Source organism: Mucilaginibacter flavus (genome assembly GCF_030409315.1).
Taxonomy (GTDB): domain Bacteria; phylum Bacteroidota; class Bacteroidia; order Sphingobacteriales; family Sphingobacteriaceae; genus Mucilaginibacter; species Mucilaginibacter flavus.
Genome location: NZ_JAUFPS010000014.1, coordinates 39067 through 57962, shown reverse-complemented (window position 1 = coordinate 57962; position 18896 = coordinate 39067). Strand labels below are relative to the sequence as shown.

The 18896-nt window shown below is 42.4% G+C and carries 16 protein-coding genes; 9 read left to right on the top strand and 7 right to left on the bottom strand.

Annotated elements, in window-relative coordinates; all coding sequences use genetic code 11:
* The first annotated feature begins 198 nt into the window (after positions 1–198).
* A complete protein-coding gene (locus tag QWZ17_RS04820; RefSeq protein ID WP_290303849.1) occupies positions 199–399 on the top strand; it encodes a hypothetical protein in 201 nt (66 codons plus the stop codon).
* Between the two features lie 174 nt (positions 400–573).
* On the opposite strand, the gene QWZ17_RS04815 is transcribed toward QWZ17_RS04820, so the two are convergent.
* Both QWZ17_RS04815 and truA read right to left on the bottom strand, forming a co-directional pair.
* Positions 574–2373, bottom strand: a complete 1800-nt coding sequence (locus tag QWZ17_RS04815; RefSeq protein WP_290303848.1) for an ABC transporter ATP-binding protein — start codon at positions 2371–2373, stop codon at positions 574–576.
* A gap of 153 nt (positions 2374–2526) precedes the next feature.
* Positions 2527–3420 (bottom strand): tRNA pseudouridine(38-40) synthase TruA, encoded by an 894-nt coding sequence (truA, locus tag QWZ17_RS04810; protein WP_290303847.1) that lies wholly within the window; start codon positions 3418–3420, stop codon positions 2527–2529.
* A gap of 134 nt (positions 3421–3554) precedes the next feature.
* Between truA and QWZ17_RS04805 the strand changes: the two genes are divergently transcribed.
* From QWZ17_RS04805 to QWZ17_RS04800, 3 genes are all read left to right on the top strand, one after another.
* A complete protein-coding gene (locus tag QWZ17_RS04805) occupies positions 3555–4025 on the top strand; it encodes a DUF4293 domain-containing protein (protein ID WP_290303846.1) in 471 nt (156 codons plus the stop codon).
* A gap of 7 nt (positions 4026–4032) precedes the next feature.
* Positions 4033–4140, top strand: coding sequence for a LuxR C-terminal-related transcriptional regulator (locus QWZ17_RS29620; RefSeq protein ID WP_353959471.1), 108 nt, complete (start codon positions 4033–4035; stop codon positions 4138–4140).
* A gap of 202 nt (positions 4141–4342) precedes the next feature.
* A complete protein-coding gene (locus tag QWZ17_RS04800) occupies positions 4343–6196 on the top strand; it encodes a DEAD/DEAH box helicase (protein WP_290303844.1) in 1854 nt (617 codons plus the stop codon).
* Between the two features lie 735 nt (positions 6197–6931).
* Here the strand turns inward: QWZ17_RS04800 and QWZ17_RS04795 are convergent.
* The 3 genes from QWZ17_RS04795 to QWZ17_RS04785 are packed head-to-tail and all read right to left on the bottom strand — an operon-like array spanning position 6932 to position 8682.
* The gene (locus QWZ17_RS04795) at positions 6932–7270 is read right to left on the bottom strand and encodes a hypothetical protein (protein WP_290303842.1); all 339 of its coding nucleotides are present in this window, start codon (positions 7268–7270) and stop codon (positions 6932–6934) included.
* A gap of 40 nt (positions 7271–7310) precedes the next feature.
* Entirely contained in the window at positions 7311–7655 is a 345-nt protein-coding gene (locus QWZ17_RS04790) for a hypothetical protein (protein ID WP_290303841.1), read from the bottom strand.
* Positions 7656–7680: 25 nt separating this feature from the next.
* The gene (locus tag QWZ17_RS04785; protein WP_290303840.1) at positions 7681–8682 is read right to left on the bottom strand and encodes an NAD(P)H-dependent glycerol-3-phosphate dehydrogenase; all 1002 of its coding nucleotides are present in this window, start codon (positions 8680–8682) and stop codon (positions 7681–7683) included.
* A 332-nt stretch (positions 8683–9014) separates the two neighbouring features.
* Between QWZ17_RS04785 and QWZ17_RS04780 the strand changes: the two genes are divergently transcribed.
* From QWZ17_RS04780 to lepB (QWZ17_RS04760), 5 genes are all read left to right on the top strand, one after another.
* Positions 9015–10211: a hypothetical protein gene (locus QWZ17_RS04780; RefSeq protein ID WP_290303839.1), complete on the top strand. Its 1197-nt coding sequence runs from the start codon at positions 9015–9017 to the stop codon at positions 10209–10211.
* 57 nt (positions 10212–10268) lie between these two features.
* Positions 10269–10430: a FeoB-associated Cys-rich membrane protein gene (locus QWZ17_RS04775; protein WP_290303838.1), complete on the top strand. Its 162-nt coding sequence runs from the start codon at positions 10269–10271 to the stop codon at positions 10428–10430.
* A gap of 67 nt (positions 10431–10497) precedes the next feature.
* Positions 10498–13887 carry a trifunctional glycoside hydrolase family 18/polysaccharide deacetylase/glycosyltransferase family 2 protein gene (locus QWZ17_RS04770; RefSeq protein ID WP_290303837.1) on the top strand — a complete coding sequence of 1130 codons (3390 nt, stop codon included), beginning with the start codon at positions 10498–10500 and terminating at the stop codon, positions 13885–13887.
* 339 nt (positions 13888–14226) lie between these two features.
* Positions 14227–15366 (top strand): signal peptidase I, encoded by a 1140-nt coding sequence (gene lepB / locus QWZ17_RS04765; protein ID WP_290303836.1) that lies wholly within the window; start codon positions 14227–14229, stop codon positions 15364–15366.
* A gap of 23 nt (positions 15367–15389) precedes the next feature.
* On the top strand, positions 15390–16868 hold the full coding sequence (lepB, locus tag QWZ17_RS04760) for a signal peptidase I (RefSeq protein WP_290303835.1): 1479 nt from the start codon (positions 15390–15392) through the stop codon (positions 16866–16868).
* Between the two features lie 934 nt (positions 16869–17802).
* Here lepB (QWZ17_RS04760) and QWZ17_RS04755 read toward each other — a convergent pair.
* Both QWZ17_RS04755 and QWZ17_RS04750 read right to left on the bottom strand, forming a co-directional pair.
* Positions 17803–18339, bottom strand: a complete 537-nt coding sequence (locus QWZ17_RS04755; protein WP_290303834.1) for an RBBP9/YdeN family alpha/beta hydrolase — start codon at positions 18337–18339, stop codon at positions 17803–17805.
* Between the two features lie 37 nt (positions 18340–18376).
* On the bottom strand, positions 18377–18859 hold the full coding sequence (locus QWZ17_RS04750) for an SRPBCC family protein (RefSeq protein WP_290303832.1): 483 nt from the start codon (positions 18857–18859) through the stop codon (positions 18377–18379).
* Positions 18860–18896 lie beyond the last annotated feature (37 nt).

The following is an 18896-nucleotide window of genomic DNA, read 5'->3' as shown; positions in this document are numbered from 1 at the left end:
TGAATCAGAATTTTTCGCGGAGTGTTGCTTTATATAGGTGCTCAAGATAGCTACGCTGTTTACAGAATTTAGGATTTACAGAATATAAAGATGTAATGCAGGCCTCTCATCTCAACTTGCATTCTGTTCATTCTTAAATTCTGTAAATTCTGATTCTGACAGCCTAAACAATTTCTTCCCACCCCCTGTTGTATCTTTATGACAAAGCCAGCAAACGACAAACAGAAACAGTCGCCATCAGATACACCAACCAACAGGCCAAATGATAACGGCGGCAAAAGCAAGGTGAAAAATCAAGATAAGCAATACCATGCCGATGAACCGCATGGTGGCGATATAGCTAAAAAGCACGAGAAAGAGGAGCAGCCGGTGCATTCGGCAGACAAGAGCCTCACCTGAACTGCGAAGCACTCACGAACACCTTTAAAATACAATAGTGAGTAATCCTCTCCAAAGGAGAGGACTTTGAATTGCGCGGTGCTACCTATCAGACATTTTATCTATATCGCTGTTTTACAGTATAATATATTGAAAATCAAGAACCCTCTCCTTTGGAGAGGGCAGGGTGAGGCTTTACCTCGCTATCCCCGCCGAGTTAAACTGCAAATCGTACAGTTTGCGGTAATGCCCGTTCTCTATTTTGAGCAGTTCCTGGTGGGTGCCCATTTCCATGATTTCGCCATGATCGAGTACGATGATACGATCTGCATTTTGAATAGTGGACAGGCGATGGGCTATCACGATAGCTGTACGACCTTGCATCAGCTTATTGATGGCGTTCTGGATCAGGATTTCTGTTTCTGTATCAACCGATGAGGTTGCTTCATCCAAAACCAAAATTGCCGGATTATAAACCAAGGCCCGGATAAAGGAGATCAATTGCGCCTGCCCTGCCGATAGGGTCGATCCCCTTTCCATTACATTGTAATCGTAGCCACCGGGAAGGCGTTCAATAAACTCGTGCGCGCCCACATCTTTAGCGGCGGCAATAATCTGCTCGCGGGTAATCAGTTCATTATTGAGACTAATGTTGTTGGCAATGGTATCAGTAAACAAAAACACATCCTGTATTACGGTAGCAATTTGCGACCGCAAAAATTCAACTTCGTATTCCCGGATATCATGACCATCAACCTTGGCGCTGCCCTGTCCTATTTCATAAAAGCGGTTGAGGATATTGATGGTTGATGATTTGCCTGCACCTGTAGCGCCTACCAAGGCCAGGGTTTCGCCGGGTTTTACATGGAAGCTGATATCTTTAAGCACCCAATTGTCGTCGTTATAAGCAAACCAAACTTTATCAAATTGAATTTCGCCCTGCAGTCTGCCGGTTTTACGGGTTCCGGTATTGGCAGCTACTTCATCGGTGTCCAGTACTTTAAAAATCCTGTCGGCACCAACCATACCCATTTGCAGGGTGTTGAATTTATCGGCCAGTTGACGAATGGGGCGGAACAGCATGTTTAGCAATACAATAAAACTGGTTATTAAACCCGGCGTAATCCCTTTACCCGAGGCTGTTAAAGCCATTTGCTGACTATCGGATAACATTCGCTTACAACCATACCAAACCAGCAGACCCATGCAAATGGCAAACAAAATCTCCACAACCGGGAAAAATATAGAGTAATACCAGTTAGAGCGAATATTGGCATCCCGGTATTTTAGGTTAACGGCTTTAAACTTGCGCATCTCCTGATCTTCCCGCGCAAAAAGCTGGATAACGCTGATCCCCGAAATATGCTCGGCCAAAAAAGTATTCAATTGCGCTACCTGTGTACGCACTTCCTGGAACGATGATTTGATAGCCTCCTTAAAAACATAAGTAGATGCAAACAGGAAAGGCATTGGTATAAGGGTGATGAGCGCCAGTTTCCAGTCCTTAAACAACATTAAGCCAACCACAGCTACCACCAGTAGCATATCGCCCATAATGGAGATCAGGCCTTCAGAAAAAATATCGGCAATGGTTTCCAGGTCGGAGACCGTGCGGGTAATGAGCATACCGATAGGTGTACGATCAAAATATTTTAAACGTAAGCTGGTGATATGATTAAAAATATCAATCCTCAAATCGCGGATCACGGATTGCCCCAATGAGTTGGTTAAATAGGTTTGATAATACTGGGCAATAGTTTGAATAAACAACTGAGCAACCATCAGCCCAACCATAAATACCAGGCCGTCATAATTATCGTTCAGAATATCGACGTCTAATGTATGCTGAATTAAGATGGGTTGCAGTAAGGCGCTGCCCGCCAAAAAAACAGTCAGAAAACCGGCTATTACAAAAGTAGTGTTGTAGGGTTTTACATAATGCATCACCCGTTTTAACAATTTCCAATCAAGCGCTTTCCCGGTAACTTCTGCCATTTTTTAGTATCAAGTAGCTTTTAGTATCAAGTAGTAAGTATCAAGTATCAAGACTTTAGCTGCAAATATCGAATAAAAAACAGACCAATAGTGTTTAACAATTGCAATATGATTACGCGCTCCCCCGTAAAAAATCTTACTACTTGATACTTACTACTTACTACCGCTCAAATAAGGGTAGCTTATTTGAGTTAAATACAAACCGCAAGCCGGTACACTCATGCCGGCGTTTGAGCGGTTTTTGCTTTCTATGATATCTTTTACGGCTTCGGGTGGTATTTCTTTTTTGCCCACCATCATTAGCGTGCCAACAATGGCCCTTACCATGTTGCGCAAAAACCTATCGGCCGAAATATGGAAAACCATTCCTTGTTCTGTCAGCACCCACTCGGCCCTGCTTATTTTGCAATTATTGGTTTTTACCTGGGTGTTTGATTTACTAAAGCAGCTAAAATCAATATAATCCATCATCATAGCAGCCGCCTGGTTCATCAGCTCAATATCTGGCACGTCGCGCAACATCCAGGACCCTCCCTGTAAAAATGGGTCTTTATTAAAATGTACATGGTATTGATATGATCGTAGCGTGGCATCAAACCGGGCATGCGCATCGGCATGAACAGGAATCAAATTTTTTATGGCGATATCTGCCGGCAGGATAGAATTGAGGCCGCGGACTTTGTTTTTGAGTTGATGTTGTTGGTTCATAGTTAATAGTTCATGGTTCATGGCCGAAGCTGCCGATACCACATCCCTTTTCTTACTATGATCTATGAACAATGAACCATGAACTTCTTCCTTACCATGATCCGTGAACAATGAACCATGAACTTCTTCCTCCACATCAAAATGAGCAAAAAACTCTTTGGCGTGTACACCGGTATCTGTGCGGCCGCAACCGGTAGTTTCAATGGGCTGGCGAAAAATGGTAGCCAGCGCTTTATTCAATACCTCTTGTACACTTACTGCGTTTTGCTGTATTTGCCAGCCGTGATAGTTGGTACCATCATAAGCCAGTTCAATAAAATAGCGTTGTTTATTAGTCACAGGGCAAAGTTAATAATATGGCGGGGAATGGTAATCAAGCCAAAAAACTTAAAACTAAACATCAAAAGCTTTCAGCCTTTCGCTTTAAGCTTTCAGCTTAAAACATCTATATTTGTCATCATAATTTTAATACTATGCTACAAAGAATACAAAGCATTTACCTGTTGGTTGCCAGCCTGGCATTGTTTGCCCTTTACCTTTTTCCGCTTGCACACAATGTATACATAAATGATACCCCCGTAACTATTATGGTCACCGGCATTTTTCAGGATGTAAACGGCGTTCAAAAACATACCGATTCATTTACCGCCCTAACCGCTGTTACCGCAATAGTAGCCATCATCCCTTTGGTGATCATCTTTCTGTTTAAAAACCGCAAGCAACAAATAGCGCTTGTGTACAGCACAATATTGGTGCTTTTTGGCTACAGCTTTTGGATGGCCCAAACCGTAAAGAAAGCTGTTGGCGAAGGCGTGCAATTAGGCACAAAAACCATGGGCATTGGTCTTTTCTTAACTTCGATAAGCATCATTATGCTGCTGTTAGCTGTAAAAAGCATCAAGAACGATGATAAGCTGGTAAAATCGGCCGATAGGCTAAGGTAAGTACCGTATCAGCCTCATAATCGAAACCCACCGAAAAAACATTTTCAAAAAGCTGGAGGTAAAAAACATTACCCAGCTTATCGTTTTCGCCCTTAGTAATCAGATAGTACAGTAAAGTCCTCTGATAAATATGTAAAATGCCTTGCTAAAACATTACAATATCCATAATTAAGTTACTATTTTAAAGGCATTTAGCATTAAAATGAAAATAGTTGTGGAAAAGTAAAAATGAATACTTATCCTTATTGCTTTTGAAAAATATTAGCGCTATCTTTGCGCCCGATTTGGCGATGTTGCCAAATTCGTTATTTTAATTCATGAACCCATTTATTGAACTGGGAATCCGTCATGATATTGTTAATGCCATCTCTGAGTTAGGGTTTGAAAACCCAACGCCAATCCAGGAACAGTCAATTCCGGTATTGTTAACAGGCAGCAACGATTTTGTCGGATTAGCCCAAACCGGGACCGGTAAGACTGCTGCCTTTGGCCTACCATTATTAGAACTGTTGGATTTTGAAGAAAACCATCCACAGGCACTTGTTTTATGCCCAACACGTGAACTTTGTTTACAAATCACGAACGACATTAAAAATTACTCCAAAAAAATGCACAACGTTAACGTTGTTGCCGTTTATGGCGGAGCAAGCATTATGGATCAGCTACGCCAGATTAAACGTGGCGTACAGATCGTTGTGGCCACACCAGGCCGTATGCTTGATATCATTAACCGTAAGGCGATAGATTTTTCGAGGGTAAAATATGTAGTATTGGATGAAGCTGATGAAATGCTCAATATGGGCTTTCAGGAAGACATTGACAATATCTTATCTACCACGCCAGACGACAAAAAAACCTGGTTATTCTCGGCCACTATGCCTGCCGAAGTTAGGCGTATTGCCAAAAAGTACATGGATAATCCGTTTGAGCTTACCATGGGCGAAAAAAATACCGGCAATGCCAACATTGAGCACGAGTACTACATAGTACGTGCCCGAGATAAGTATGCCGCTTTTAAACGTATTGTTGATTTTAACCCTGATATTTTTGGTATTGTATTTTGCCGTACCAAAATTGAAACCCAGGATATTGCCGAGGCCCTGATTAAAGACGGTTACAATGCCGATTCTTTACACGGCGACCTTTCGCAACAACAACGCGATAAGGTAATGAAACGCTACCGCGAGCGTAGCCTGCAGCTGTTAATTGCTACAGACGTTGCCGCACGTGGTATTGATGTTAATGATGTTACACACGTAATTAACTACTCATTGCCAGATGAAGTTGAAAACTACACTCACCGTAGCGGTCGTACAGCCCGTGCAGGTAAAACAGGTGTATCAATTTCAATTGTTAACGCGAAGGAATTAGGTAAAATACGCCAGATTGAGCGTGTAATTGGTAAAAAATTCTCAAAAGCAGAGATCCCTACAGGTTTTGATGTTTGCGAGAAACAATTATTCTCTATTGTTCACAAAGTTCATAACGTAACTGTTAACGAAGAGCAAATTGAGCAGTACCTGCCACGCATCATTGAAGAGTTTAAAGATTTCACAAAAGAAGATTTCATTAAACGTTTTGCTTCAATTGAATTTAACCGTTTCCTAGACTACTACAAAAACGCTCCTGATTTAAATGCAGGCGTTGAAGAAGGTAGGTCAAGAGATCGTGATGACCGTGCCCCTCGTGGTGCGTCAAGCGGCCCATCAGCTTACACCCGTTTGTTTATCAACCTGGGTTCTGTAGATGAGTTTAACCGTGGCGATTTGTTAGGTTACATTTGCAACACATCAAAAATTAGCGGCCGTTCGGTTGGTAAAATAGATGTAAAAGGTGTTTACTCTTTCTTTGAAGTACCTAACGAGGACGTTGAGAAAGTAAATGCAGGTTTTGCAGGTGCCGAATACAAAGGCCGCCCTGTAAGGATAGAAGTATCTGGCGAAGGTACAAGCGACCGTCGTGAAAGTAGTGGTGGTTACCGCGGTGGCGACAGACGTGAAGGTGGTTATCGTGGTGGCGAGCGTCGTGAAGGCGGTGGTTACCGTGGTGGCGACAGGCGCGATGGCGGCAACAACCGTGGTGGCGAACGCCGTGAAGGTGGAGGCGGTGGCTTCCGCGACTTCTCTGGCAAGCCCCGCGAAGAACGCCCGGAACGCAGAAGAAGATACTAATTTAGTAGTAAGTATCAAGTAGTAAGACCGGAACTAAGCAACCGCAGCTATCTTGATACTTGATACTAACTACTTGATACTTAAAAAAGATAGTTTTCATGAGCTTCCCCTGGTAAGGAAGCATAGTTTTAGTTTAGTTTTGTTAACAAAGCCTTCAACTGCCGCCAGCAGTTATGAAGGCTTTTGTTTTTTGGGGAAGATTCCTTTAACCACCGTCATACGAGGTACGAAGCAATCTCTACACACGCAAATCAATTTTGAAGTTTCACTCTGTATAGTCCGGAGATTGCTTCGTACCTACCCATGACAAGTTGTAAAAAGTAAAGAGGGTTGTCAGTCTGAGCCTGTCGAAGACTCGCGCGCAGAGGCCTTCGCCCGCGTGCTTCGACAGGCTACCCATGACGTGTTCGTTTTAGCCGAATGCGAGTGGTTTGAACGCTGGCTACGACTCACCCCGGCAACGCTTCGCTAGCCGACCCTCTCTCCGGCTAAAGCCGCATAGAGGGTGAACCCCATTTTTTTGTTTTTTGCCCCTCTATGCGACGAAGTCGGAGAGAGGGGCAGACGGGCGTAGCCTCGTCGGGGTGAGTCGTTCCTTGGTTTGTTTACGTTATTTCCACTTTCAGAGTCCCCGGATTTTATAACTCAGCATGACCCTATTTTTTTTCTTTATATTGTCATTCCCACTTTCAAAGTCTCCGGATTTCACAACTCGCAATGACGATAGGTTTATTATTACCTCGCAAACTCCACCAAATCAGAATCCGGATAAAATAGCGTCAATTTATGATCGTCCAGGTTTTTGATCAGGAATTTGGTAAATGGCCTGCTCCCCTGGTACGATGTAAAAATGGTATCGTTCTTCACAAAATAATCCTCTGTAATCGGTTGCCCGTCATCGGTGGTAAAACCCTTATCGGTTATTTCCAATTTGGTTTCGCCATCTTTTGATTTCCACTTGCCAAGCAGCTTTTTATTTACCTGTCCGGTTTCGCCGCTGTTGCTGTTGCAAGCAAACGAAAACGCTAAAAGCGCACACACCGGGAAAACTAATAATAACCGATATTTTTTCATGATAGGCGTGTTTTATGCTCCGGCAATAAGATACGAAATTTTATTTACCCGGCTTATCCACCATTTGAGATTTTTTGATGTAAACGCGGTGGCCTTTTTTGTTAACGTAATAATATTTTGAATTTTTATCGATGTAAACATCGTGATTACCTGGCCCTACTTTTCCGCTATATTTTTTATCTACAATGGTCGACTCGCTGTTGGCTGCTATCTGCGATGTTTTATGTCCAACCTTTACAGCCGTAGTTTTAGTGGCGTGCCCAACCTTTTTAGCGGTTGCGCCTACCTTTTGACCAAAGGTAGTATCCTTGTGAGTTTGGGCAAATACAGGCGAAATAACAAATGATCCGGCAGCAAATAATGCTATTTTGAATAAATTTTTCATGGTAAATTGAGTTAATTTTATTTAACTAACTCAATTTTTCTGCCAAGTTCTTCATTTCAAGCACAGGAGAGCGTTTTTGATACAAAATAGCATAAACCGCATCGCAAATAGGCATATTTACCTTGTACTGTTTATTAACCTGCTGTAGGCAATTTACTGCATAATAGCCTTCGGCAACCATATTCATCTCTAACTGGGCCGATGTTACCGTGTACCCCTTGCCTATCATATTACCAAAAGTGCGGTTGCGGCTAAATTGCGAATAGGCGGTTACCAGCAAATCGCCCAGATAGGCCGATTCCTTGATATCCCTGTCAATAGGGTGCACCACATCAACAAAGCGCTCAATCTCCCGTATGGCGTTTGAAATAAGCACCGCCTGAAAATTATCGCCATAGCCAACACCGTGGCAAATGCCACCGGCAATAGCGTAAACATTTTTTAACACAGCGCCCCACTCGGTACCGTAAATATCATCAGATACATTGGTTTTAATATAGCGGGTATTGATAAGGCCCGCAAATTCGGCAGCAAGGGCGGCATCGCCAGATGCTATGGTGAGGTATGATAACTTCTCCAGCGCCACTTCTTCGGCATGGCAGGGCCCGCTAATCACTATGAAATCTTCAAAAGAGATTCCGTATTTGTGGTTTAAAAACTCCCCGATAATTAAATTCTCATCGGGTACGATACCTTTAATAGCCGAAACGATTTTTTTACCGGCAAGGTCGGCCGGTGTAATTCCGGTAAGTGCTTCTTTCAAAAAAGCGGCAGGTACATTCAGCAAAACAATATCAGCAACCTGTATCAGGTTCTTTAAATCGGTAGAAATATTTTCTTTAGGTAACTTTATCTCAACCGAACTTAAGTAATACGGGTTATGACTAAATTTATGAAGATGCTCTACGGCCTCTGCATTGCGCATCCACCAAAAAACTTCCTTTTCGGTAGTGTTATCAACCAGCATTTTAACATTGGCGGTAGCCCAGCTTCCGCCGCCTATAACGGCTATTTTCTTTTTATACATTAAACAAGTAAGCAAAAATGCCAGTTGTAAGTTTTAATTGACACAGCAAATTAATGAAATATTATCTTCTTGGACGAAGGATTATTGGACTTTATTGGAGCAAGGACTATTGGACAAAGGACAAAGGATTTTGAGATAAGAATTAAACGTTGAACTAAATTAGTTTCAGTTGGAGCAAGGACAAAAGGAGCAAGGATTTTTAGAAAATTAAAACGTTGAACTAAATTAAGTAAGTTTGTTTGTAACAACTCCCTCGCAACACTCCTCGGGAAGGAGGGCTTTAAAAGTCTTCCTTCCCGGGGGAGATTTAGAGGGGCTAATTATCTAAACCCATGAATCCATTAGCAAGGAAAAAATTCAACGCCGGCTTTACCGATGAAAAGTATGCTGAGTTTTTAGATAAGCTTAACCAGGGCCTGCATACTCCCGTACAATTCCGTGTTGCCGAAACCCCGGTTTTATTGACTGCCGATTTTAGGGACAAACTGATTGCTGCCGGTGAGGATATTATAACTACTATTTTACAGCCCGATTTTAAAGAATTAACCGAGCGTGCCATTCCCGATAAATGGCGGGTAGCCAATGAAAACGATCATCCTCATTTTATCGCGCTGGATTTTGGGGTTTGTAAAGATGATGCCGGTAATATTGTTCCCAAGCTAATAGAGTTACAGGGATTCCCTTCACTTTACGGTTTCCAGGTATTATTGGGCGATACTTACAAGGAAGTCTTTGATATTACCGATGACGAAACTATATTTTTTAGCGAATTAAATAAGGACGAATATCTTGCTCTGCTTAAAAAAACCATCGTTGGCAATTATAAGCACGAAGAAGTGGTATTGATGGATGTGAACGCGCCCCAACAAAAAACAGCTGTTGATTTTTACCTCACCCAAAAATACCTGGGTATACCCGTAATATCATTGAGCGATCTGATACAACGTGATACACGCCTATTTTATAAAACCGAAACCGGAGATGAGCAACAAATCCGCCGGATTTATAACCGCTTGATATTTGATGAGATAGATAATGATCCGGAGATTTTCGATAAAGTAGTTGATGTAAGGCAGGCTTTGAACGTAGAGTGGATAACGCACCCAAACTGGTTTTACCGCATTAGCAAGTTCACTATGCCGTTTTTAAAAGGCGACTATATACCAAAAACGCGTTTCCTGCACCAGGTTGAACTTATCCCAGCCGATTTGGAGAATTACGTACTAAAACCTTTGTTTTCCTTTGCCGGTCAGGGGGTTATTATTGATGTTACTTTAGATGATATCCGCAGCATTAAAGACCCTGAAAACTGGATTTTACAGGAAAAAGTAAATTATGAACCCGTAGTACAGGCGCCGGATGGCGGGGTGAAGGCCGAGATCCGGCTTTTATACTTATGGCCCAACGGCGATGATGCACCTACACTGGCCATAAACCTGGCGCGTTTAAGCAGGGGAAAAATGATTGGAGTACGTTATAATAAAGATTTTGACTGGGTTGGCGGAACAATTGCCTTTATGCCCTGTTAAACTTTATACTATTATACAGGTCTATACGTATATATTAAAAATTAGTATTTTTGTAGTATGAACATCCAGGTAATCCTTGTTATTTTACTATTTGCCGGTGCTATTTTTTACATCGGCAGAATGATGTATAAAAGCCTGACAGCCAAAAAAAGCTGTGGCGGCAACTGCAAATGCGGTGTTGATTTTTCGGGCATAGAGCCGGGTAAAACTCAAAAATAGGCCGTCAATAACCATTTATCAAACCCTTATTTGTTCTCAGTACTTTTAATACAAGTAATCTCACTTAATGTCTTCAAGCAAACAAGTTTTTCAGGCAGATACCCCCGGCAGATGGAATCGTTTCAAGTGGCTTAGCCGCCTTCTGTTAGCCTTTTTAATTATTGGTATCGTTGCGGTAATAGTAACTATTAAATCAACCTATTACCCGGATCTTCCGAGCCTTGATCCTGCACCTAAAAAGATGTCGAAAGAGGAACTTGAGCAAATTAAAAGATCAACCAAATACCGTTCCTTTAAAATACAAAAAGGCGAGCTTGAAAAAATGGAGCGCTCCAAACGTATCCACCAGCGCAAGCACCCCAACAATAAAGATCGTATAAACGCTGCTTTTTACCGCCCCTGGGAACCACAGGCTTACTATTCATTGCTTGATAACATGAACAAGCTGGATATGGTGGTAAGCGAAGGTTTTTCAATTTTGCCTAATGTTGATACCGTTATTACAAAAATTGATACAGGAATCATCAACCTTAATAAAAAGCTTAACAAGCCTATTATCCTTACCTTATCAAACTATGTGAACAAAAATAACCAGGCTGGTGGTTATGACTCAAAGGATATTGAACGTATTTTTAAAAACCCCAAGCTACGGACAGGCTTTATCAACAGTATTGTAAACGCGCTTCATAAATACAAATTTAAAGGCATCAACGTTGACCTGGACGAGATTAAAGACCGTAACAGCAAGCACTACATTGCCTTTCAAAACGAGTTATACGCTACCTTAAAGGCAAAAAACCTGCTGGTTACGCAAAACGTAGTACCCGAAGATGATACTTACGATATTACAAGGCTTCAGCATGTAAATGACTTTCTTTTCATTATGGCTATTGATGAGCATAGTGAAAACAGCAACGCCGGCGACCTATCAAATCAGCACTGGGTTGAGCAGATACTGGATGATGTATGCAGTAAAGTACCCAGCGAAAAAATCATTTTAACCTTTGCAGCAGGCGCTTATGACTGGCGCGAAAGCAGCTTAGGAAAATCTATAGGTTATCAGCAGGCCATCAGTACTGCCGAAGAAAACCAGAGCAAGATCATTTTTGATCCTATATCGGCCAACTCGCATTTTACTTATATGGATAAGGATAGCCTTGACCATACCATTTATTTTGCCGATGCCGCTACCAATTTTAACGTGATCCGCATGGCCGACGACTGGGCGACCGGCGGCGTGGCCCTTTGGCGTATGGGTACCGAAGACCCGAGGCTTTGGTCGTTTTTCCAGAAAAACCTGTCTATTGATTCCTTGCGTAAAACCGGGGTTGATCAAAAGCGATTAACCTCTGTAGGTTTAAACAGCCGTAAAAACGTTGAATATGATGGCGATGGTGAAGTACTTGACCTCATCACCACCCCGCAAACCGGCGAGATAGCTATCAGACTTGATACCAGCGATTTTACCATTAAGCAGCAGCAATACAAAAGGCTGCCTACCAAATACATGATCCGCAAGTATGGGTACAAGCCTAAAAAAGTAGTATTAACTTTTGATGACGGCCCCGATCCGGATTTTACCCCACGTATTTTAGATATCCTTCAGCGCGAAAAAGTTCCCGCAGCATTTTTCGTAGTAGGCTCCATGGCCGAGAAAAATATCCAGCTGTTAAGGCGAGAGTATGAAGATGGGTACGAGATAGGTAACCACACCTTCTTCCACCCCGATATTTCAACCATCAGTTTACAGCGCGTGGTATTGGAGTTAAATGCAACCCGTAAAATTATCGAATCGGTTACAGGGCGTAGTACCATATTATTCCGCCCGCCGTTTAATGCCGATGCCGAGCCCGAAACACTTGCCGAAGTTATACCTGTAGCGGAAAGCCGCAGGCAAAGCTATATCACCATTGGCGAATCTATCGACCCCTGGGATTGGCAGCCGGGCGTAACAGCCGATAGCATTGTAGCCCGCACCATTCGGCAGGCCAACAACGGCTCAATGATTTTATTGCATGATGCCGGCGGCGATACCCGCGAAGAAACTGTAAAAGCATTGCCGGCAATTATCCATTACTTTAAAACACACGGCTACCAGTTTACCACTATTGCCGATGTACTTGACAAAAGCAAGGACGACTTAATGCCGCCTGTAAAAAATGATACCGGCATTTTTGCGCCATTTTATGATATGGCTGTACAGGGCTATTATTATTTTAACTGGTTTTTGGTTTATGTGTTTTTATCGGCCATTTTCCTGGCTATTGGTCGTATTGTATTAATAGCGGTATTAGCAATAAGGCAAAACAGCGAAAACAAAAAAGCGGTTAAAGCCCGTGGCGAAATTAAATTACCACCCGTAAGTATCATCGTACCTGCTTACAACGAAGAGGTAAACGCAGTTGCAACCATACAAAGCCTGCTAAAAACCGATTACCCGGTATTTGAAATTATCTTTATTGATGATGGGTCAAAAGATAAAACATTTGAGGTAGTTACAGCGGCTTACCAGGATAACCCATTGGTAAAAATTCTAACCAAACCTAACGGTGGCAAAGCATCCGCACTTAACTTTGGTATTACCCATGCCACCAGCGATTTTGTGGTTTGTATTGATGCCGATACCCAGCTTAAAGACGACGCCATTTATCACCTCATGAGTTACTTTACCGATGAGGAAATTGGCGCGGTTGCGGGTACCGTAAAAGTAGGTAACGAAACCAATATCATCACCCGCTGGCAGTCGATAGAGTATATCACCGCCCAGAATATGGATCGCCGTGCTTTTGATTTAATCAACAGCATTACCGTGGTGCCTGGAGCAATTGGAGCTTTCCGTAAATCGGCTATTTTCCGCGCGGGTGGTTTCACTTATGACACCCTGGCCGAAGATTGCGATTTAACCATGCGTATCCTTAAACAAGGCTACGTGGTTAAAAACTGCGCCGAAGCTATAGCGTATACCGAAGCGCCCGAAACGGTTAACATGTTGCTTAAACAACGCTTCCGCTGGAGCTTTGGGGTTATTCAAAGCTTCTGGAAAAACAGGGACGCTTTATTCAACAAAAAATATAAATTCTTCGGAATAGTGGGGATGCCAAATATCCTCATCTTCCAGATTATATTACCGTTGTTTTCGCCCCTGGCAGATTTAATGATGATCTTCGCTCTGTTTGGCGAAAAGCCCGAAAAAATGCTGATCTATTACGTTGCCTTTGTAGTGGTTGATTTCATTGTAGGTATCATCGCCTTCCGCATGGAAAAAGAAGATTACAGGAAGCTTATCTACATTATACCGCAACGTTTTATGTGGAGACAGTTGATGTATTACGTATTGTTTAAATCGATGCGCAAAGCACTAAAAGGGGAATTAAGCGGCTGGGGTGTATTGAAGCGCACCGGTAATGTTAACGTGAAAACAGAGAAAGATAAAACAGGGGGTGGTAAAAAATCCTAAAGGCTAATATTGAAATTCTGAGAAGGGTGTTGTTGGGTAACCAGCAACACCCTTTTTGGTATATATCGTTTCTGAAAAGACACAATATTGCTGTCACCCGTTTTTTCGGTAAATCCCATTGTAATGCAACACCTCAACTTTTAACAACAAACCATCCTCAAAACCTGCAATTTGCCTTTTTGAAATTGCATATTTGCAGCGCCAACGGGTAACATATTGCTTACAAGATAGTCATAGGTAAAAAAATATATAAACAGATAATTTAAAATCAGCAAATTTGGATATTAAGATCAATCATCTGCACATCTGTAATCTGCATATTTGCACATCTAATTAATCATGACCTGGAAATTCTGGAAAAAAGATAATACTAAAGCGAAAAAGAAAAAAAGCGCCTCGCGCGAATGGTTTGATGCCATTGTTTTCGCTGTAATTGCCGCAACCCTTATCCGCACCCTGTTTATTGAAGCTTACGTGATTCCCAGCGGATCAATGGAAAGCTCGCTGCTTATAGGCGATTACCTTTTTGTAAGTAAGGTTAATTATGGTGCCCGTATGCCCATAACACCAATTGGAATTCCGTTTACAGCGCATACCATTCCGTTTACTGATGCCCAATCGTATTGGAGCGGTTTACAATTGCCTTATTATCGTTTGCCTGGCTTTAGCGATATTAAAAAAGGCGATATCGTAGTGTTTAATTTGCCCATGGAGGCCGATTCGCCGTACTACCGCCCGGTTGACAGACGCGAAAATATTATTAAACGCTGCCAGGGTACGCCTGGTGATACCTTAAGCCTGGCCAACGCACAGGTATATATTAACGGTAAGCCCGAGTTGGCCGCTATTCATGGCGAGATGACCTATATTGTAAAATCTGACGGAAGCCCGATCAATCCAGATGTGATCAACGAGCTGCACTTAACGGATATGGCACCTATAAACAATACCGATTTTTCGACCAATACTACTGTCGAGTCTGCCGCTAAATTAAGAACTTACTCAAACATTAAATCGGTAACACCAAACATCGCCATTAAAGGCTTGGTTGACGAGTTGAACCCGGTATATCCATTATCGCACCCCGATTATAAAATAGGCGCAATGCCAAGGTACGGTTGGAATATTGATAATTTTGGTCCGGTTATTATCCCTAAAAAGGGCTGGACAGTAAAGTTAGATAGCCTTACTTTCCCTATATATGGCAGGGCTATCGCGGTGTATGAGCACAATACTGTAAAAGTTAATGGTAAGGATATTTTTATAAACGGAAAAAAAGCCGATACTTACACCTTTAAGCTAAACTACTATTGGATGATGGGTGATAATCGTCATAACTCCACAGATTCGCGCTATTGGGGCTTTTTGCCCGAGGATCACGTAGTAGGCAAAGCCTTATTTACCTGGATGAGTATTGATAGTACGGCATCCTTTGCTAATAAGATAAGGTGGAGCAGGTTGTTCAGGGGGATTAAGTAATAAAATTTAAAAGAAAAATATAAGTGAACGTAGCAGGATTTTTAATTGGATTTATAGTACTCATCATTTTGCCGTATATAGGCTTGTGGAAATTATTTATAAAAGCCGACAGGCTTGGATGGGAAGCCCTGATCCCTTTTTACAATTTTGTGGTGATCCTTAAAATAACCGGCAGGCCATTGTGGTGGATTATCCTTTTTTTTATCCCCGGAATTAACTTTTTGGTTTTCATGGGCCTAATGGTTGATTTTGCAAAATCATACGGTAAGTTTACGTTTGGGCAGCATGTAGCTGCGGTGGTTCTTGAATTTATCGCATTTCCCAAATGGGGTTTCGATCCTAACACTAAATATTTAGGTCAATCGGCAAGTCCGGAGTTTAGGGAGAAATACAAAAAGACCTTAAAAAAATCAACCGGCCGCGAATGGGCCGATGCTATCATTTTCGCGGTGGTTGCTGCTACGTTGATCCGTACGCTGTTTATAGAAGCCTATGTAATTCCAAGTGCATCTATGGAAAGCTCGTTGCTTATCGGCGATTACCTTTTTGTAAGTAAAGTGAATTACGGTGCCCGTTTACCCATGACACCTGTTGCCTTCCCTTTTGCGCACCATACCATGCCTTTGATTAATACAAAAGCGTATTGGGATGGCATTGAATTACCGTATTACCGTTTACCGGGCCTAAGTGATATTAAAAAAGGTGACGTGGTAGTATTTAATTACCCTATGGATGCCGATTCGCCTTTGTACAGGCCGGTTGATAAACGCGAAAACTTTATTAAGCGCTGCCAGGGCACACCGGGTGATACCTTACGTATTATTAAAGCCCAGGTGTCTATCAATGGCGTACCATCAATAACGCCACCTAACGGTGAAATCACTTATCGGGTTAAATACGATGGTACACCTATTAACCCGGATATCATTAACGATTTGCACTTAGAAGATATCGCTTCAGATAAGACCAATGAATTTACCACCAACACCACGGTAGCATCGGCCAATAAATTGAAAGGGTTTTCAAATATTAAATCGGTTACACCGGAGTTAAACGCGCCGAGTGTGCCAGATCCTTCATACCCTATCAACCCAGTTAGGTATCCTAATTATAAAATTACTGCCCGGTTTCCTAATTACAACTGGAACCAGGATAACTACGGACCAATCGTTGTGCCTAAAAAAGGCATGACCGTTAAACTTAATAGCTTAAACTTTCCAATATACGGCCGCGCTATCGAGATTTACGAAGGCAATAAATTGCAGGTACAAGGGAAAGATATTTTGATTAACGGTGTAAAAACAAATCAATACACCTTTAAAATGAACTATTACTTTATGATGGGCGACAATCGCCACAATTCGGAAGATTCGCGCTTCTGGGGTTTTGTGCCCGAGGATCATATCGTAGGTAAAGCGTTATTCATTTGGATGAGTGTTGATGATAACGCGTCGTTCTTTAATAAAATAAGGTGGAGCAGGTTGTTCAATATTATCAGATAAACCGCTTTTCGATATAAATAAAAGGCCCGGCTATGGAGAGATAGGCGGGCCTTTTTATTTTATCCCTCCGTCATTGCGAGTTGTGAAATCCGGAGACTTTGAAAGTGGAAATGACAACATCAAAAAAAAAGAAAAAAATAGGGTCATGCTGAGCCTGTCGAAGCACGCGGGCAAAGGCCTCTGCGCGCGACCCTTCGACAGGCTCAGGGTGACAGGCCGCCTTACTTTAAAACATAACTTGTCATGGGTAGTGGAAAAATTCCGGCGGACTCTGAAAGTGAAATGACGTATCTTTGTGCTAAGCTGTACAGTGTGGCCGATCGTTTTATAGTGCTTATTGCCTGTAGGGTAGTATGGTTCCGAAGAATTGAGTCTGAAAGTATGGTACGATCCTGTTTACAGAGATTTGTCCGATGGGTAGCCTGTCATTTTTTTTAAACCTCTTCGGGTACAGCTTTATATAATCAAGGCATCACGCATTTGTACCGGGGTGCCCTAATCGATAATTATTACCGACGGATAGTTTTTTGGCTTTTTTTTAAAAGTTAAACTTTAGTTAACTGTCTTGAAATCATTTATTTACAATAAAATCAAGAGTAAAAACACTCAAAAAAGACGCTTTTACCCCTTTAATTACGTCATGGGTAGGTACGAAGCAACCCCCAAACGATACAGCACGAACTGTGCAAATTCGATTTGCCAGGGTAGAGATTTTTTAGTGCCTATCTATGATTTATTTTAAAACGCTGTCATCCTGAACGCAGTGAAGGATCTATTCTACGCCATTTCTATTCGCTCTGAAAGTTTGCGAATAGATGCTTCGTTCCTCAGCATGACAGGGTGGAGAGGGTAGTTCGTGACGGCATTTCCACTTTCAAAGTCTCCGGATTTTACAACTTACAATGACGGCGTTTTGATCACTTCTCTTTTAATTCTACCCCTCATCCAACTCCCTCAATAACGCCAGCCCTTCTTCCCATTCCCCTAAATTCGATTCTCCGTTAATATGCTCTGCATCGCCGATATTAACGAGTTTGCTGCCCCAGGCATTGGCAAATAGTTCGGCGCGTTGCGGACTAACGTAAAAATCGTTGGTACTCATTACCATTATAGTTTTGAAGGGTAGCTTGTTTAGCAACATGGGTGCAAAGCCGCTTGTTCCAGGCGGATAGCTTGGTGCTTCAGTATCGCTGGGAGCAACTAATAAGGCTGCTTTGATGGCTACACTATATTCATTCGCCCAATAGGCTATGGTAGAACAGGCCAGGCTATGGCCAACCAGGATTACATCGGCAGGGTTATGCGCTTCTAAATGGTTTTGCAGGGTGTTGATCCAATCGGCACAAACAGGTGTTTCCCAATCGGCCTGTTCAACACGGGCGAAGCCATAACGCTTTTCCCAAAGCGACTGCCAATGCGCCGGTCCGGAATTACCAAGGCCGGGTATGATTAATATTGTTGACTTAAACACGATTACTATGGATTTTATATGGTTTACAGAATGTACATTAAACAGATAAATCTCCCCCTTCAGGAGGCTGGGGGGCTTCTGCCGCTTTTTTAACTTCCAGGTTGCGCTGCGCCAACAGCTTACGCATGTAATTTTTCAAAAACAGGAAATTAGCCAAAATCCCTAAGAATCCCAAGGGAGCATCAAACATAAAAACATCTTTCATGAGAGTTTGGTTGCCGATGGCATAAAAATAATGCTCATGTCTGAAGGCTTTGAAGGCACCTTTAACCATTTCATCGGTGAAGTAATTGGGGTACTCCATTTCGGTAACCTTCGAGGTGAGCGTTTGCCAAACACCAAAGTGTTTAGCCCGCCACGTAACGCTTTCGCCCAACAGGATCAAGCCGCTAACGCGACCGCCTACCGCGGTTTCGCCGCTCTGTTGCATCGAATCTACGTGCATGTCAATACTCCTTGCCAGATCGAAGCATTTGGCTATTGGCGCGTTGATATGGGTGGCGAGTTCGATAATGGGCATTATGGATATCACCGATGAAGAATGATTTCACCGATTT

What these genes read in the sequence shown, in the direction of transcription:
- QWZ17_RS04820 (WP_290303849.1), top strand. Translation starts at nt 199, where the DNA reads ATGACAAAGCCAGCAAACGACAAACAGAAACAGTCGCCATCAGATACA.
- QWZ17_RS04815 (WP_290303848.1), bottom strand. Translation starts at nt 2,373, where the DNA reads ATGGCAGAAGTTACCGGGAAAGCGCTTGATTGGAAATTGTTAAAACGG.
- QWZ17_RS04805 (WP_290303846.1), top strand. Translation starts at nt 3,555, where the DNA reads ATGCTACAAAGAATACAAAGCATTTACCTGTTGGTTGCCAGCCTGGCA.
- QWZ17_RS04800 (WP_290303844.1), top strand. Translation starts at nt 4,343, where the DNA reads ATGAACCCATTTATTGAACTGGGAATCCGTCATGATATTGTTAATGCC.
- QWZ17_RS04795 (WP_290303842.1), bottom strand. Translation starts at nt 7,270, where the DNA reads ATGAAAAAATATCGGTTATTATTAGTTTTCCCGGTGTGTGCGCTTTTA.
- QWZ17_RS04790 (WP_290303841.1), bottom strand. Translation starts at nt 7,655, where the DNA reads ATGAAAAATTTATTCAAAATAGCATTATTTGCTGCCGGATCATTTGTT.
- QWZ17_RS04785 (WP_290303840.1), bottom strand. Translation starts at nt 8,682, where the DNA reads ATGTATAAAAAGAAAATAGCCGTTATAGGCGGCGGAAGCTGGGCTACC.
- QWZ17_RS04780 (WP_290303839.1), top strand. Translation starts at nt 9,015, where the DNA reads ATGAATCCATTAGCAAGGAAAAAATTCAACGCCGGCTTTACCGATGAA.
- QWZ17_RS04775 (WP_290303838.1), top strand. Translation starts at nt 10,269, where the DNA reads ATGAACATCCAGGTAATCCTTGTTATTTTACTATTTGCCGGTGCTATT.
- QWZ17_RS04770 (WP_290303837.1), top strand. Translation starts at nt 10,498, where the DNA reads ATGTCTTCAAGCAAACAAGTTTTTCAGGCAGATACCCCCGGCAGATGG.
- lepB (WP_290303836.1), top strand. Translation starts at nt 14,227, where the DNA reads ATGACCTGGAAATTCTGGAAAAAAGATAATACTAAAGCGAAAAAGAAA.
- QWZ17_RS04750 (WP_290303832.1), bottom strand. Translation starts at nt 18,859, where the DNA reads ATGCCCATTATCGAACTCGCCACCCATATCAACGCGCCAATAGCCAAA.